The 16,577-nt window shown below is 39.5% G+C and carries 13 protein-coding genes and 1 pseudogene; 8 read left to right on the top strand and 6 right to left on the bottom strand.

Annotated elements, in window-relative coordinates; translation table 11 throughout:
• Window positions 1-15: 15 nt before the first annotated feature.
• Window positions 16-540 (top strand): GrpB family protein, encoded by a 525-nt coding sequence (locus BN1765_RS06940; protein WP_050614430.1) that lies wholly within the window; start codon window positions 16-18, stop codon window positions 538-540.
• A 77-nt stretch (window positions 541-617) separates the two neighbouring features.
• Window positions 618-845, top strand: a pseudogene (locus BN1765_RS06945) (SMI1/KNR4 family protein); the annotation flags it as partial.
• 393 nt (window positions 846-1,238) lie between these two features.
• On the opposite strand, the gene BN1765_RS06950 reads toward BN1765_RS06945, so the two are convergent.
• The gene (locus BN1765_RS06950) at window positions 1,239-2,426 is read right to left on the bottom strand and encodes a NupC/NupG family nucleoside CNT transporter (RefSeq protein WP_050616698.1); all 1,188 of its coding nucleotides are present in this window, start codon (window positions 2,424-2,426) and stop codon (window positions 1,239-1,241) included.
• A 216-nt stretch (window positions 2,427-2,642) separates the two neighbouring features.
• On the opposite strand from BN1765_RS06950, the gene BN1765_RS06955 reads away from it, so the two are divergent.
• Window positions 2,643-3,341, top strand: a complete 699-nt coding sequence (locus tag BN1765_RS06955) for a Crp/Fnr family transcriptional regulator (RefSeq protein WP_050614432.1) — start codon at window positions 2,643-2,645, stop codon at window positions 3,339-3,341.
• 57 nt (window positions 3,342-3,398) lie between these two features.
• Here the strand turns inward: BN1765_RS06955 and BN1765_RS19975 are convergent, their stop codons facing one another.
• From BN1765_RS19975 to BN1765_RS06970, 3 genes are all read right to left on the bottom strand, one after another.
• Window positions 3,399-3,728 carry a hypothetical protein gene (locus BN1765_RS19975; RefSeq protein WP_147554163.1) on the bottom strand — a complete coding sequence of 110 codons (330 nt, stop codon included), beginning with the start codon at window positions 3,726-3,728 and terminating at the stop codon, window positions 3,399-3,401.
• A 521-nt stretch (window positions 3,729-4,249) separates the two neighbouring features.
• Window positions 4,250-5,065, bottom strand: coding sequence for an STAS domain-containing protein (locus BN1765_RS06965; protein WP_050614434.1), 816 nt, complete (start codon window positions 5,063-5,065; stop codon window positions 4,250-4,252).
• Between the two features lie 959 nt (window positions 5,066-6,024).
• Window positions 6,025-7,284, bottom strand: a complete 1,260-nt coding sequence (locus BN1765_RS06970) for a VanW family protein (protein ID WP_050614435.1) — start codon at window positions 7,282-7,284, stop codon at window positions 6,025-6,027.
• A gap of 565 nt (window positions 7,285-7,849) precedes the next feature.
• Here BN1765_RS06970 and BN1765_RS06975 point away from each other — a divergent pair.
• The 5 genes from BN1765_RS06975 to hemG all read left to right on the top strand — a co-directional run bounded on the left by BN1765_RS06975 (window position 7,850) and on the right by hemG (window position 14,233).
• Window positions 7,850-10,192, top strand: coding sequence for an ATP-dependent DNA helicase (locus BN1765_RS06975; RefSeq protein WP_050614436.1), 2,343 nt, complete (start codon window positions 7,850-7,852; stop codon window positions 10,190-10,192).
• A gap of 327 nt (window positions 10,193-10,519) precedes the next feature.
• Window positions 10,520-11,188, top strand: a complete 669-nt coding sequence (locus BN1765_RS06980; RefSeq protein WP_050614437.1) for a hypothetical protein — start codon at window positions 10,520-10,522, stop codon at window positions 11,186-11,188.
• Window positions 11,189-11,317: 129 nt separating this feature from the next.
• Entirely contained in the window at window positions 11,318-11,857 is a 540-nt protein-coding gene (locus BN1765_RS06985; RefSeq protein WP_050614438.1) for a GNAT family N-acetyltransferase, read from the top strand.
• Between the two features lie 109 nt (window positions 11,858-11,966).
• Window positions 11,967-12,464, top strand: coding sequence for an STAS domain-containing protein (locus BN1765_RS06990; RefSeq protein WP_050614439.1), 498 nt, complete (start codon window positions 11,967-11,969; stop codon window positions 12,462-12,464).
• 362 nt (window positions 12,465-12,826) lie between these two features.
• The gene (hemG, locus tag BN1765_RS06995) at window positions 12,827-14,233 is read left to right on the top strand and encodes a protoporphyrinogen oxidase (protein WP_050616699.1); all 1,407 of its coding nucleotides are present in this window, start codon (window positions 12,827-12,829) and stop codon (window positions 14,231-14,233) included.
• A gap of 86 nt (window positions 14,234-14,319) precedes the next feature.
• Here hemG and BN1765_RS07000 read toward each other — a convergent pair whose 3' ends face one another.
• Window positions 14,320-14,850, bottom strand: a complete 531-nt coding sequence (locus tag BN1765_RS07000) for a PadR family transcriptional regulator (protein ID WP_050614440.1) — start codon at window positions 14,848-14,850, stop codon at window positions 14,320-14,322.
• A 70-nt stretch (window positions 14,851-14,920) separates the two neighbouring features.
• Window positions 14,921-16,087 carry a YhgE/Pip domain-containing protein gene (locus BN1765_RS07005; protein WP_050614441.1) on the bottom strand — a complete coding sequence of 389 codons (1,167 nt, stop codon included), beginning with the start codon at window positions 16,085-16,087 and terminating at the stop codon, window positions 14,921-14,923.
• Between the last annotated feature and the right edge of the window lie 490 nt (window positions 16,088-16,577).

Consider the following 16,577-nt stretch of genomic DNA (forward strand, 5'->3'; position numbering starts at 1 on the left):
ATGTGGGGTGGAGCAATGGAAAAGCCAATAATCATAGAAACGTATAAGATAGAGTGGGCAAACGAATTTGAACAGGAAAAAGAAAAGCTGGTCAATCTATTGCCCGGAAAATTAATCTCTGTTGAACATATAGGCAGTACGGCAGTTCCAGGTTTAGCATCCAAACCGATTATCGATATGGCTGCGGGTGTTGAAGACTTGGAAAAGGCAAATGAGTTTATCGAGCCCTTGAAGCAAATAGGATATGAGTTTGTCCATCATGAAGCATTTCCGGAAAGACGGTTCTTTAGAAAAGGGAAATGGCGAGCAGGCACACACCATTTGCATATTTACGAGTTTGAAGGGGAAGCATGGGAAAAGCAACTAATGTTCCGAGATTATCTACGCAACCATCAGGTAGCGCTTAAAGAATACAGCTTGTTAAAAAAGGAACTGGCGGAACTATACCGATCGGATAGAGGATCATATACACAAGCAAAAACTGCTTTTATACAATCTATCATCATAAAAGCCCAAGAACGTGATGACCATTTTAGTTAGTCGATAAAGTGAACCGTTGATCGTTGAGGGACGTTCATCCCCCGCCCATCATAGATCATATTTTGGGGATTGGCGAAGAAAACGGGATATTAGAGAGTGCGTATTTAATTGAAGAATGGGAATTGCCCAACAATATCGTATTAATTTCTGGGAGTGGGCATTCCTGGGTCGCTCTTGACTACAGAGATACAGAAGAAGAGCCGCCTGTCATATTTATTGATGCAGAAGAAGGACAGATTATTGAACTTGCTTCTGGCTTTGAGTTATTCTTAAGAAGTTTAACCATTTGGGAGGATGATTGTTGAAAGTTATTAAACTACGCTATTCAGCAAACGGAGCGGTTCTTCGTGATGAAGGATCGCTTTTTTATAACGGTGTGTTTTTTCTGTTGTCAAACCAAGATAATTCACCTGTACTTTAAAGGTCTTTGTATATTCTTAGACATCCCTGGCGCTAAGAATTCAGGTTGGTTCATCCAACTCATTTTCTTGTGTTTCATTTACTTTTACACGTAATTCATTATATGATCCACCGATTTTTATCATTTTGAAGTTTCTATTCCAGCATTTTTACCACTTTATTCCGATCTACATGCTGTAAATTGGCTAAGCCAATGATCATCTCATTCATCATAGTAAGAAAAAACGGCATCCATATAAGATGAATGCCGTTTTGAAGTTTAACCATCATTCAAATGATTAGATAAACAATCCGACGATTGTTGCAGAAAGAGTGGAAGCCATAGTTGCTACCATCAGCATTTTTAAACCAAATGCGCTAACTTCTTTTCCTTTTGCTCCATTAATGGCTTGTACAGCTCCACCCACGATTCCAACTGAACCGATGGCAGCAAAAGAAATAAGGAAAGTAGACAGAATAGCCACCGTTTTTTCTGACAGCTCACCTAAAAGAGGCTGGAATTGCATGATTGCAGCAAATTCATTAGCCAAAAGCTTAGTGCCCATGATAGAGCCGGCAGTGAGCATTTCATTTCCAGGGATACCCATCAAGTAAGCGATTGGTGAGAAGATATATCCAACCATGGTCGTTAAATCCATTCCGAATAGGCTTGTGAACAATCCGTTTATCAATGCAAGCAAGCCTAAATACGCAATCAACATAACACTTACAATAAGAGCTACCTTTCCGCCGTCCAGCGCCCCGCTTCCGATAGCATCAAAGATATTTTTAGTATGGATCATATCATTAATATCGATAGCCCCTTCTTCTTTAGAAACTTTAACAGGAGCGATGATAGAAGCCAATATTAACGCGCTGAACACATTCAATACGACTGCAATCAATACGAACTTCGCTGGCAGCATTGCCATATAAGAGGCAATCAACGCAGCTGAAACACTTGCCATCGCTGAAGTGGAAACGATGAATAATCGGTTTTTATCTAGATTATTAATATGCGTTTTAATGGCCAGAATAGCATCCGCTTGTCCAAAGAAAATGGAATTGACCGCGTTGAAACTTTCAACGTGCGGTAAACCGGTAACTTTCGATAATAATCCGCCTACATATTTAATGATATAAGGAAGAATTCTCAAATGAGTTAGTAATGATAGGAAAGCCGATGTAAACACAAGAATAAGCAGTACGTTAATAAAGAATGGTGATCCGCCTTCTGGAATCCATCCTCCTACAACGAAATTGACGCCTTCCATTCCGTAATCCAACAATTTATTAAAACCGCTGGCAATTGTATCAATCACCTTTAAGCCAATTGTGGTTTTGAGTAGCAGCCAAGTCAGAACGAATTGAATGCCGAGCATAATAATGACAGCTCGAAAATTAATGTTTTTCTTGTCGTTAGATAATAAGTAAGAAACGCCTATTAATAACGCAATTGCAATAATACCAAGCAAAATGCCAAACAAAAAAATCCCTCTTTCTGAAAATAATTCTGGTGAAAAACTATAGTAATGTGCAATCATCTTTTTTCGCCTTAAGTATAGTACTTACATTTAAAAGAGAAGACAAGGACATATGTCCTTTTTGCTATTTAGTTTTGCCATTAAAATATGGATGTTTCGCGGTTATTAACTTTGATAGGTGGGACAGACTGTTATTATCAAAGAAGAGGAAGAAGTAAGATGAAGATTATTGATAATCAATCATTGGTTTATTCATATCTTGAAACGAATCAGTTACATGAGTACTTTTCACGAGTGGATGTAAATAAAATAAAACTTTGCCGTTTTGATAAAGGAGAAATGATGATAACGGCAGGTGAACCCCTTCAGGAAATGCTTTTCCTTGTGGAAGGAAAAGTGAAAATCTTTACAGTAACAGCTGAGGATAAACGTTTGATCATTCGATTTCTTAAAGCCTTTGCGATGTTAGGGGATATTGAATTTGCAAATGAAGAAAATGCGATTACTTCAGTGGAAGCAATCACTGATTGTCTTGTTCTAAGCATTCCATACAACTATTTAAAAGAAACAATCGGAAAAAATCCAAGCTTTCTCTATTTCTTGCTTCAATCGATTTCACATAAATTCAGGACAAAGACGAATTTCACCACGTTCAACGTTCTTTATCCTGTGGAAGTAAGATTTGCCAGTTATTTATTGTCCATTTCGACGGATAGCAAGGGAACTGTATTTCGTGAAGAAATGAAACACTCAAGCTTAGCCGATATTGCCGATATGATCGGAACTAGTTACAGACACTTAAACAGGGTGATTCAGAAATTGTGTAATGAGCAGGTAATTGAAAGGGCAAAAGGTTCCATTCATATTAAAAATCTTCAAAAGCTCCGAGATTTAGCAAAAGATAATATTTATGAATAAACAGGAACGGATATCAGCTCCTGTTTATTCTGACTGCACTTCCATGGGCGGGAGCGGCTAATAAAGGATATAATATTTTTTTTGGAGCTGTGCATAATCATCGACGGTGATGCCGAACTTTTTGGTGACCGCATTTATGACGAGCTGATTATCGATTTTAGGGTTGTAGTATCTTCCGTTTTTGGTCATTGTGTTGAAAAAATTCCTGCCGTATATGAATATTTCATAATCATCATATCCATTTATCTTTTCACGTTTGAAGAGAGTAGCTATTTTTTTATGTTGTTTTTTAAACTCATTAGATGTGTAGATGACTTTTTGGTTTTTGGATAATGAACTTTCATTGCTGTAAATCAATTGTTTATTGGATAGTTTACTACGATGCACGTAGGAATTCTGCTCAGTATGTGCTGAGAGAACATAATCATATGTTTCAAATTTTGATTTTTTAAAGTCTGAAAATAATAGGTAGCGTAAGTGCTTGGTGAAAAATTCAAACACAGCAAATTGGTAGAATGCATCCATTTTTTCGAATCTGTTGTTTAAATCGAAGCGAATTTTAATAGTATTTTCTTTAATTTGAATAGTAGGATTGCTAATGGTTTTTTTAGGGGAATGTTCTTTAACAATGTAGTTTGATACATTTGTTAAATAGTGTATGTTTTTCTGGGAATTACAGATATAAGTGAAGAAAATGGAGAGAGTGGCTATTAGTAATAAAATTGTATAATAAGAGATAAAAATTTTTTTCATGAGTGCTCGCTTTTTTTTGATGTTTTGATACCTTTAGGATAGTTTATATTTGTATGTTTTCTGTGAAGTATTTTTGAATTTTTTAGTTGATTTCAGTGGGTGGAGAGCGGGAAAAGCGCCAATGAAAAAAGCACCATTTTTCATTGGCGCTTTTGTTAATTTGGATTTGCCAGGATTTTTTCAAGAGCCTGTTGGACATTTTTATACGTCTTAATGCGGATTTCAATACCAAGTTGGACGGCAACCTGAGCCAAGTGGGGATTGATTCCCGTGATGATGGTGTCAATGCCCAAAAGCTGCAGGATATCTGAAATATGAAAGAGATGGTGGGCAACATATGTATCGAAAGATTTGATGCCGGAAAAGTCTAAAATCAATATTTCGACTCCCATGCCCGCCACTTTCGGCAACACTTCTGTGGTAATATAGTTGGCCCGTTCCTCCTGTAGTTCACCGATCAGGGGCATCACAGCTATGCCTGTTCTGATGGGAACGATAGGTGCGGCCAATTCATTCATTTCCTTTTTCATATTCTTGAGTATTCTTTTTTCGGAGATCATAGAGTTATAGGTGATACTATGGGCTTCGGAATCGAATATATCAAGAATTTTCCCTATAAGCCCAATCACTTGTTCTTTTGGTAATTGGAAGGTATCGGATTTATTGCTCAATATTTCAAAAAGGGCAGTTCTAAACCAAGACAATAATTTAAGTGTATAGGGAAGAGGGTAAATTTGAAAATGTAATCTTGCTTGTTCATGCTCCGCTTCTGTATGCATCTCCTCGGAGGCTGTTACCAGTGAATTGCCGATTTTCGTCAACAATGAACAGATCATTCTTTTATGGTCGGCTATTTCGGTATGATTGATATGCAAATGATTTTTTTTAATTGTCTTTCTAAGGATTTCATCTGTAATCGATTCTTTTTCAGTCAATAATAAAGCAGAGATTTCATGGATGGAATGGTTCATAGTTGATTCTCCTTTTTGCTAAAATGCAGAGTTTATTGATGCAAGGTCAACAACATACTGATCCGGCTGCCAAAGGTGCATAGTTAAATTATATAGTAATTAAAATAGAATGTCTTTTCAGTAAAATTACACGGTGAATATAGAGTTTTCCTTGCCATAATTGCTGCATGCAACTTTTTTGAGAAAAATCAGCATTATGTTTGTTGCAATAGCGTGGATTATAATAAATAATGCCTATTAACTAGTGCTGGGGAAGAAGAAATCAGGAAATTAAGCAAAACGAAGGAGACTAGATTAAGTTCTGGAAATATGGGGGTTAATCGTGCATATAGAACGAGTGCCGGGAGAACTAAAAAAAGGATTCTTGATCAAGAATCCTTTGGAAATATGTATGAAAAGTGGTGGTTTGGCTGCTTGTTTATTTCTCTTATTCTCTATTCAGTTGTCTCTCTTTTTCCGCCGCCATCTAATCAAGTAGCCTTGCAACAACTTGCATCCCGGGAATGAACTGGTTCATGGTGTGCCGTCTTTTCGTAACAGCCACCGAACAAGTACAATCGTTTGGGCCGTTTTCATTACTTGAATAGCATAGAATGTGTAAACGAAAAAAGATACGTGGCGAAACATCTTGCTTTTCACTAAGTGTGCCGTTGCCGGAAAGTACCATCAGCTACTGGCAAAAACGCATGTATCTGATGAAAAGAAGTGTTTCTGCATGCTTTAAATGGACCTTTTCTAAAAGCTTGCAACCAACCACCAGTATATGTTTCACGACAGGATGTTTATTTCTTTTATCCTGTCATTATTCAATACCCGTTTTGCACAAAAATAACCTTGGAATATAAAAAAATTTGTTTCTGAGTTATTTTATGATTCGTTTTTATTTCCTCTGCCTTGCAAAAAAATAGCTAGCTAATGAAGAAACCCCATCTCCATTTTTGAGCTGGGGCTGCTTGTTTTTATTTATGCGCTAAATAATGGTCTCTGTTAATGACTTTACGCTCGATCATTTTGCCATTCTTGAGGGTTTCTAGATAGGTGACACTTTGGGTATGATCAGGCGTCTTGCTGACAATTGAGCTGTCCAGGCGGTAATCGACATTTGCCGGTTTGGCCTTGGCGGATGAATAGACTTTGAATGTCAGTGTTCCCGGTCCTACAACGCCCTCGATATAAACAGGGAAGGGATATGGATTGCTAAACTCCAAGTCTTTATAGGGAAATGCGATAGCTGCGTCTTGGCCGACAGGCACATAGCCTACGGTCATGCTATGGTTATAGCGTTTATTAGGGATGATGCCTGCTTTGATGATGGCGTTGTACAGTGTGGTGCTTACTTGGCAAACCCCGCCTCCATAGCTTTCTACGACCTTGCCCCCTTCATAGGTTCCAGCTGCTTTATATCCTTTATCGGCCGTTGTGTCTCCGACAAAATCATTGAAGCTGAAGCTTTCGCCAGGCATCAATAAATAAGAGTCAATGGTCTCTGCTGCTATTTTTATATTTGTGTTTCTATTCAGTTCCTTGGCACCGGTTGTATAGTTCGTCGTAAAACTGCCGATGACATTATGGACTGTCGTTAATGTTTCTTTTGTGATTTTTGCCGGTACTTGCTGCAACTGGGCTGCGACTGTTATATCTTCTTTGTTGTTTTTTTGCAGGGCTGCTGACAAATCTTGCCGTAGCTGATCTTGGTTAATCTGATAACCTTTCGTGTCATCCTTAATGGATACAAAGCCGTTTCGGATAGAAATGCTGGCATTCTGCGGTGCTTTCTTCATTTTTTGTTCGATATTTCCAACCCATTTATTCAAGAGATTTTCATTGATTGTGTACGTTAAATGATATTCTTTTCCTTTTTTTTCTTTAGCGAGTTTATATCGGGCCAGTAAGCCCTCATTTTTGCCGAAGGAATAGGCTTGATCCATTTTTTGTTTTGTGTCGTACTGGACGCCTATATTTTTTAAGGAAGTGGTAAATGTTTGATTACCCACCTTCACATTCACTTTAATTAAATCGTGCTTAGCGGTGACAGCTGCAAGCAATTTTGTTGCTTCTTCTTTTGTTTTGTTCGTTAAGTCTTGGCCTTCTACTGTCACATGCGGATAGAAGGTATCATTGTATAGATTGGCAGTCTTGTAAATATATCCATAAATGGCCCCTCCAGCAGCTAACACAACAATGGTCGCAGTGATGATCCACATATATATTTTTTTCATATCAGTATAAAATTCCTCCAGTTAGGTAGATTGCTAATCTGATGTAACCCACAGAAGTGCAAGGGAATGAAATCGATATTACAATATTATTACCAAGGTTATATTTTTATTACAAACAATATGTTTTAGTTTACCATATTTTGAAGATTATTGATAACAGTATCAATTTACTAAAATTGCAATAAATTGAAACTTACTATTCCTTGTCTTCACTCCCGTGTTGAAGTGGGCGTTTCTTTATCATTATAAGTAAAGAATTCGGGCGTTATTGTATAAGATTAAGGACGAATCCAGTAAAATAAAGCTATGCTTTGGTCGGATGTTTAATGAAAGCTTCCTAATCGATAGGCAGCTTTTCAGCTATAAAGTGAAGCTTGATCGTTGGGATTTTAGTTTATCCTACACTGATCATTCGTTGAAAACCGGATTACTCCGCTTATGTCTTAGAGCCGGTTAGCATGAGATGAATGAAACAAAAGTGCTGCCAAGGCTAAGATTATCGCCTGGCGATTTTTTTAGTGTGGCGTTATGTTATAGAGAATCCGTGACAGGAGAGGGGGATGGGATGAACTCTATTATTTCGATATCCGTCAAACAATTGGTTGAATTTGTCCTGAAAAGCGGAAGCATTGATACAGCTTTCGTGGCAGGACAGGATAGAGCCGCAGAAGGGACAAGGCTGCATCGACTTTTGCAGAAGCGGGAGGGAGACCATTATCAAGCAGAGGTCCCGTTAGCAGTCGATTATGCTTACAAAGGCATTACGTATCATATAGAAGGGCGTGCGGACGGCATTTATGAAGAGAGGGGAATGTATGCTGTCGATGAAATAAAGTCAACGAGCCTTCCACTGCACCGGATAGACGAATATCATAATCCGAGACATTGGGCACAGGCTATTTGCTACGGATTTATTTATGCCAAGGAAACGAGCCTGAAGGAGATGAATATCCGTCTCCGCTATATTGAGGCAGGTACTGAGGAAGTGAAAGCATTCGAGCATATCTATACGTATGAAGAACTGGAAAAAGAGTTTATTCGTTATATTGATTTATACGAAAAATGGGCACGCTTCCAGCTCGAATGGAAAGAAACAAGGGATGCTTCAATCAAGGCCCTTGATTTTCCGTTTAGCCAATATAGAAAAGGCCAGAGACAATTTGCCGGGGTAGTCTATAAGGGCATTAAGCATAAAGCAAAAGTTTTCGCTGAGGCCCCCACCGGAACCGGGAAAACAATGTCTACTCTATTTCCTTCCATTAAAGCAATGGGGGAAGGAGAAACTGGAAAGATCTTTTACCTGACAGCCAAGACCATCACCAGACAGGCAGCGGAAGGAGCAATTCTTCGTATGAAGGAAAAAGGCCTGCGCATCAAGAGTTTGGTGCTGACAGCCAAAGATAAAATATGCTTGATGGAAGAGCGCAATTGTACGCCTGAGTATTGCCCTTTTGCCGATGGTTATTACGACCGCGTCAATGATGCCTTATTTGACATGATCACAAACCATGATCATCTCTCAAGGGACGTGATTGAACATTACGCCAAGGAATATGCACTCTGCCCGTTTGAATTGTCGCTTGATGCCACATTTTGGTGCGATATTATCATTTGCGACTATAACTATGTCTTCAACCCGCATGTTTATATAAAGCGGTTGTTTATGGATGGTGCACGGACGGGGGTATTCCTGATTGATGAAGCGCATAATCTGGTTGACCGGGCAAGAGAGATGTATTCCTTCCAATTGGAAAAATCCATGTTCCTGTCGCTCCGCAAAGCAATCAGCAAAAGCGAAAAGAAACTGAGAAAAGCTATTAATAGGCTACACATCTATTTTCTTGAGTTGGAAAAAAAGTGTGGGGAGGAAGGTTTCTATACACAAAGCGAAATGCCTGCCGATTTGGATGAAGTGATTGAACAAGCAGTGCTGGCATGTAAGGAATTTTTACTGCAGCGTATCGGGGAAGAAGTGGGAAATGAGGTATTGCAGGTCTATCTTCAATTATTGGCCTTCCAAAAAATTTCCGGCCTATACGGAGAGCAATACCGCATCTTTGTTCAAAAGGATAAGTATGATTCCACCCTGTCGCTCTTGTGCCTAGATCCGTCGCTTTTATTGAAGAAAGTGATGAAGCTGGCTAAATCCACCATTCTTTTTTCTGCCACGCTGACGCCTTTGGACTATTTCTCTGCCGTTCTTGGAGGGGATGAAGATAGTAAACATTACAGGCTTTCATCTCCTTTTGATCCAGCTTCTGCCCTTATATGCATAAATGGTTCCATCAGCACTAAATATAGAGACCGTCCAGACAGCTTTAAACCGATTGCGCAAGCGATTGGTCAGATGGCAAAAGCTAAAACAGGAAATTATATGGTCTTTTTTCCGTCTTATAAATATATGGAAGAGGTACATGCCTCTTTTGCCTCACTTTATCCGGACGTGAAAACGATTCTCCAGCAAAGCAGCATGGAGGAAAAAGAGCGCGAGGATTTTCTATCATCATTTGTTGAAGATCCAAATGAGACAATGATTGCATTCTGTATCTTGGGAGGAATATTTTCTGAGGGGGTCGATCTTAAAGGAAGCCGTCTGATCGGGGCTATCATTGTAGGGGTCGGGCTGCCGCAGTTCGATCGAGAAAGAGAGCTTCTTAGAAGGTATTATGATGCCGCAGGGGGCATGGGCTACCAGTTTGCCTATACATTCCCGGGAATGAACCGGGTCCTGCAGGCTGCGGGCCGTGTCATCAGGGATGATAGCGACAGAGGTGTTATTCTCTTAATCGATAGCCGCTACCAGACGCAAACATATCGGCAACTCTTCCCAGAACAGTGGAATGGGCATCATATCGTGTCTGTTCCGCCTCTTTTTCAGCGTCAACTGGAAGAGTTTTGGAGTCATTAAAAGCTGTAAACAGGAACATGCCTGTCTGCGGCTTTTTATTTTTTTGCTTTTTTCGCAGAAAGCAAATATTGAATTTTCCCCAAGATGCCCCCTTCTTTTTTGATACGATCTATGTCTGTGTTTCTGTCTTTTGGGGTGGATATAAGCTAGCTATGACAGAAAAGAATGTGGAATGGGGCTAAATGACTGAATGAAAGGCCCTCGGTCGCAGACGTGACTGGCGGAAGCCTCGGTATATCCACCTAATTTAAGGGGATTAATGATCTAAAATAGATATGAACTCCTTTTCTCAGTATAATGAAAAGATGTGCTAAAGGGGAAAAAACAATGACTATATCGAAGAGTTTAAAGTACATTCCACTAGCCTTCTTATTGTTCGGAGGATCGGCCGTTTATGGCATGAAGAATGGACTTCCTTGGAAAAAAAAGGCCGTTGCCTATGAAATAGAAAATATACTAGAAGATCGTTATCATGAAGCATTTATTATCCATAAACAATATAAGAATCCACATACAGGCGATTATGGAATCATCGTTTCGTCAAAAGGCAACACTGGACTTACATTTAAAGGGGAAAAGAATCGCCTTCTGAACGAAGTGCAGGACGATTACATGCCGCAAAAATGGCTGGGACAGTTTCATACGGAGTTGGATGAAGGCCTTACTAAACTTAACCCGCAAATGACTACATTAAAAGTCAATGTCAAAGGGGGGCTACGCTACTATATGAAAAACCAAACAAACCGTTCCTATTCTGAAAGCAATGCCTTGTTTACCGTTATTTTTATGACTGACAGAAAGTTGAACAATGACAATAAGCTCTGGAACCAGATTGACAAAACGGCTATTTACTTGCAGAATCATGTGGAAAACGCAAACCTCATCTATCGCTTTGAAGGCCAAAAAGAAATCAGCTGCAAGTCCGAACAGGTGAATATGGTTCAGAATAAAGGCGATGCCAAAAAAATGTGTGTCTTTCAGAAATCAACGAAATAATAGGTATGCCAAGCTGCATCATTCTGATTATTTTTAATATTTCGCTATTATAAAATAGTGGGAAATGATAGGCTTCTTTGCTATGATGAAGGAAAGACATCATCTTAGGAGACAGAGGGTGAAGGCAGCATGTTGGATAAACTTGAGCATTATTCTGGCGATCTTCATATAATGGAGACGGAGCATACTCTCATGAGGGAGTTTAATCCATCCATTCTTCTGTATTTGAGCCATAGTAACAGACTCAATGAAGCTTTATCTTTCCTGGAATTTGAAGAAGAAAGACAGTTTAAGCATTTTATCGAAAAATTTGATACATATAACGGCAAGAACGGCATTGTCAGCTTTAGGATATGGCAGATTTGGGCTAAAAAGAATGGAAAATTGCTTGGGTTCATCGGTTTTCCAATCTGGCATATTGACAGGAAACACGCCATTTTGGAAGGAAACCTGCCTACGGGGGAAGCGTATATATCCGAAGTGATTCCTTTAATGATCCAAGAAGGTTTTACTGCGATGCACCTTTCTACTATTGAGACCAAATTACTTTTGCAATCATCCTTTTGGAGGCAATCCCTCGAAAGGATTTTCTCAGTTAAAAGCCCAGATAATTGGCAGTTGACTATTGAGGAATGGCAAAGAAGCAGGGGGGTATTGCCGTGTTTTTAAGAGCAGAAGAAAAGGGGCAAAACAAATTCTTTAGGATCGGCCTCATCTAAGTGATAGAATAGGATGAATAAAGATTGTAAGAATGAACGTGTTCAAATGAGGAGGCACTATGGACCAATTAAAGGTTTTACAGCAAGAGAATGATCGTTTAAGAGAGGAATTGGAGAAAAGCCAGAGCCTTGTTAAAGACATATCGGCTCCGATTATACCATCTATCCTTCCAGAGACGATTCTTGTACCGATTGTAGGCAATTTATTTCCTGAACGGTTTGATGTCATTAATGCAAAAGTTTTGAAAGCGGCTAATGCAGAAAATGTAACGACTGTCGTCATGGATTTTACAGCCATCACGGAAAAGGAACTGGAAGGCCTTGAAAGCTTTGCCCATCATGCAAACGACTTGAAGGAGGCCCTGCATTTGATGGGTGTGAAATTAGTCTTTGTCGGGTTTGGCCCTAAGTTGACTCTTACCTTACTGCAGTCCGATCTGGCAAACGATAAAAATCTGGAAACCTATCTCACTTTCAAACAGGCACTGGAGACACTTGCTGCCAAGAGAGGATATGGATTCGTCAAGCTCAACGAACAAAACTCAACCACCTGGTGAAGCCGGGTGGTTTTTTTGTCTTTGTTTATGTTACAAAAGGCAGCTATTTGAAATCATCCGAGCTTAAATGTATGCCCATGAAAAGTTGCTTAGTTTAAACGGCTAGAATGCTAACATAATTCGATTTTCTTTCCTTAATGTCTCTGAGGATTTTATTGATTTCATAGATACAATCTTTATTGACGGTTGTGATTTATAGGGGCAGCTTTTTTTATTGCAGTACTAGTGGAGAATTTCACTTTATACTCCAATCGTAAAATTGTCGAAACTGCCAAAATTGTCTAAGGAGGAGGTATAGTATAATAGATTTGGAGAAAAAGAGACAGGTAAAGAAAAAAGCGAATGCAGAGGAAGTGGCATATGTGAAAAGAATAGCGGTGATCGGCGGGGGAATAACGGGCTTAACTGCTTTATATGAATTGCAGAAAGCAAAGCGCAGGCAGAATCTGGACATAGAACTGATCTTGATTGAAAAGAACAGTCGCCTTGGCGGCAAGATTGCTTCTTATCATAAAGATGGATTCATTATGGAAACGGGAGCTGACTCCATTGTGGCGCGTAAAGATAATGTGATGTACCTGGTGGACGAACTCGGCCTTCAAGATGATCTTGTATATAATGCGACTGGGCTTTCTTATATTTGCACGGATGGGGAATTGCATGCTATCCCTGAGGACTCGGTTTTTGGCATCCCTTTGAATGAAGAAGCACTGCACGCTTCGACCCTTCTATCGGAAAACGCAAAAAGAGAAGTGCTGAAGGAGGCAAGCCTGCCCAATCGTTCATTTACTAAAGAGGATTCAATTGGAGATTTCCTGGAATACTTCCTTGGCAAGGAAATGGTGGATAGGCAAATTGCCCCCGTTTTGTCGGGCGTATATTCCGGCGATTTGCACCAATTATCGATCGAATCCACCTTGCCATTTTTGCTAGATTATAAGAATGAATACGGCAGCATTTTGAAAGGGTTAGAAGCTAATCAAGCACAGTTTAAGCGTGCTGGCAATAAAAAATTCATCTCTTTTAGAAATGGTTTATCAACCGTGGTTGATGCCTTTGAAGAAGTTCTTTCCGATGTCTCTTTTCATAAAGGGCAAGGGTCAACTTCAATTGTGCCGGCTTCGGAGGGATATAGAATCAAGCTTGAAGATGGCGCAAGTATTGAGGCGGATTACGTCGTTGTGGCGACAGAGCACCAGGCTGCGCAGCAGATGCTTGCTTCCAAGGAATTGGATCAGGTATTCAACTCCTTCCATGATAAATCCTTAATCAGTATCTATATGGCTTTTGATGTGGCAGGCAACGTTCTTCCTGCAAATGGTACTGGGTTTATTGCTGCAGAAGACAGCGGATTGCTGTGCAATGCATGCACATGGACCAGCGCTAAATGGCCGAATACGTCTCGGGATGGGCGCTTGCTAGTACGGCTTTTTTATAAGAATACGTTAAGCAATTTTGACGAACTGCTAAAGATGGATGAAGAAACACTCATAGAGACTGCCTTGCAAGATGTCCAGAAAGGGTTATCCTTATCGGCCCGCCCTATGTTCACCAAGGTGACTAAATGGCTGGATATAATGCCTGTTTATAATTTGTCTCATCCGGAAGCAGTGAAGGAATTAGAAGAAAAAATGAGTGCCCTTTTTCCTGGAGTAATGCTTGCTGGCTGTTCTTATTATGGAGTTGGTATTGCTGATTGCATCACGAATGGGCGAAGAACAGCTGCTTCTATAGTAAAGAAAATAGGATTATTACAAAAGCAGGTTTAAGGATGTCTGCTTAAAGCCAAATAGAAAAAGGAGCTGTTGCCAGCTCCTTTTTCTATTTGGTGATTTTTTGGCCATTAGGTTGTCAGTCAATACGTTTGGATAAGCTTGAGCAGTTTTTCCATCCACTGGATGTTGAATGCCGAGTTACTGAATGCATGATCACTGATGAATTGAACTTTTTCGTCGCATAATTTGTCATTTTCTTGTTCTCTCAGAGCGGAATATTCCTGCCAGCGCTGTTTTTCTTTTTGAATGGTATCTTCAAAGAGGAAGGCAGCCTTGGCGGGATCGACAAAATCCAATAAATAGATGGAAATATAGAGGTCCTGGATATTTGTAAGACTCTTGAAGCTATCATAAATATCCAGTTCAAGGGCTTGCCTTCCTGATTTTGTGATCGTATACAACGTTTTATCCGGACGGTTCTTTTCGTGGATTATTTCAACCGATTCGATGAGCCCTTTTTTCTGAAGTGCTTCGAAATTATAGTAGAACTTTCCTTCGCTCATTCCGGTGAGATTATTAATTGGAAGAGCATCAAGCAGCTTCTTTTTTATCATATAAGGATAATTGTTCCCTTTGGCCAATGTCCCTAATATAAATAAACGGATAGACAATTATGAAACTCCCTTCTTGAAAACGATTCCTTGCATTGTTCAATTCCATCATAGCAAAAATTCAGGTGAATTAGGCATTTTTTTCTACAGAATTGTCTAAAGGTCTTGGCAGTGCATTGTCTTTGTGTCCGAAAGCTACTGCTAACGTATTAATGGCAAGAGCAACAACGCCGATCAATGCCAATTGTCCAAGATATTCGGCTAAGTGCCCTCCGCCGAACATGGTCGTGAAGTCTGCCTGTACACTATAATACATAGGCGAAATATAGCTGACTGCCCGGAAGAATCCAAACATGACTTCTCTTGTCATTACTGCGCCGGCTGCGATTGTTTGAATCAATAGCAATGGAAGGTTTATCAACATACCGCCTTGGCCGAACAGGAAGGAGAAAATCAGCGTGAATTGCAATGAAACAAATAGCTGCAACGCATGGTTCACCCATAGTTGGAAGAATGTTTCGGTGCCGTAACCATGCATGATATACACGATCGCAATCCCGATTAATGGTGCTACCACTGACAATATGACAGAGACAATTTGAATATAAGCATAGGTTCTCCATTTACCGAGGATATTCTTCATGCCGTTAAATACCCCGACCAGCATTAAGGATGCAATCATTGCCCCAACATATGAAACCATTGTAAGGAAGAACGGAGCCATTTGATTATGCAATCCTTGTGGAACCTTATTAATGGAAATCAAGTTTGCATCAAAGCTGTTTTCAATCGATTTAGCCATTGCATCCGCTTGTTTTTCAGGAACATTCAAAGTAGCGAAAATGCCTTTTGCTTTGTTGATTGAAAATTGTTCGCTCATTTTTGAATCGATTTCTTTTACAATGAATTGCATTGTGCTTGAAACCATTGCCGGGTTTGCTTCATTTACATAGAAATCGATATCTGGCTGTGCCTTCCCGCTTTGAAGGTTGGCAGAGAAATCTTTTGGAATATGGACCACCAAATGAATATCGCGGTCATCCAGCATTTTTTTACTTTCTTTCAATGACTTATCAGTCGCAATTTCCTTAAAAGGAAGAGATTCTTTTAGCTGCTTGGCTATTTGCTTACCATATTGCGTGTCATCGTTGACGATGGCTGCATGTAAATCGTCCATATTTTTTGGAATGGCACTATAACCAGGCATAAAGCTGCCCATCATGATGATTTGATAAAAGATCGCCATGAATATCGCTGCTATGACGCCCTTATTTTTTAAAAATTTTAAAAACCCCACTATATCACCCTCTGTTTATTTTTTGAGAAAAGCACTTTAAAAAAAATACTCTGTTTAGAGTATTGATGCTTGTACAAATAACGATATTACTGTGAATATAGTGTTATGTCAAATGAAAAAATTCTGCTTTGTCGCACTCTTTCTTTGAAAAATATTCAAAAAATCAATAATGACAGCAATGAAAAGGATTACAATAGTCCTGAGAAAAAATAACTAACAATCCTTGTTTTATCTTTCAATCAAGGGGGGGCAGACAAGTGAAAAAAGGGATCCCGGTACTCCTACAGAAAGAAGCTCCCCAAAATGAGGCGGAAATGTTATTAGAACACCGACTGCCATGGACTGTCCGGAAAAGTATATAAGAAGAAAATAAACAGTATCTCCACCCTTATTCGCACATAAAAAAGCAGTCAGTACCTTTTTAAGCACTGACTGCTATCCATAAGTTTATGATTGACTTTGTTTACGTATTGTGAATGATCACTAATAA

The sequence above is a fragment of the Bacillus testis genome (assembly GCF_001243895.1).
In the GTDB taxonomy this organism is placed as follows: domain Bacteria; phylum Bacillota; class Bacilli; order Bacillales; family DSM-1321; genus Bacillus_AD; species Bacillus_AD testis.

Excerpts from the sequence above, each read along its gene's own strand:
- BN1765_RS06940 (WP_050614430.1), top strand. The coding sequence starts at position 16 with ATGGAAAAGCCAATAATCATAGAAACGTATAAGATAGAGTGGGCAAAC.
- BN1765_RS06955 (WP_050614432.1), top strand. The coding sequence starts at position 2,643 with ATGAAGATTATTGATAATCAATCATTGGTTTATTCATATCTTGAAACG.
- BN1765_RS06965 (WP_050614434.1), bottom strand. The coding sequence starts at position 5,065 with ATGAACCATTCCATCCATGAAATCTCTGCTTTATTATTGACTGAAAAA.
- BN1765_RS06970 (WP_050614435.1), bottom strand. The coding sequence starts at position 7,284 with ATGAAAAAAATATATATGTGGATCATCACTGCGACCATTGTTGTGTTA.
- BN1765_RS06975 (WP_050614436.1), top strand. The coding sequence starts at position 7,850 with ATGAACTCTATTATTTCGATATCCGTCAAACAATTGGTTGAATTTGTC.
- BN1765_RS06980 (WP_050614437.1), top strand. The coding sequence starts at position 10,520 with ATGACTATATCGAAGAGTTTAAAGTACATTCCACTAGCCTTCTTATTG.
- BN1765_RS06985 (WP_050614438.1), top strand. The coding sequence starts at position 11,318 with ATGTTGGATAAACTTGAGCATTATTCTGGCGATCTTCATATAATGGAG.
- BN1765_RS06990 (WP_050614439.1), top strand. The coding sequence starts at position 11,967 with ATGGACCAATTAAAGGTTTTACAGCAAGAGAATGATCGTTTAAGAGAG.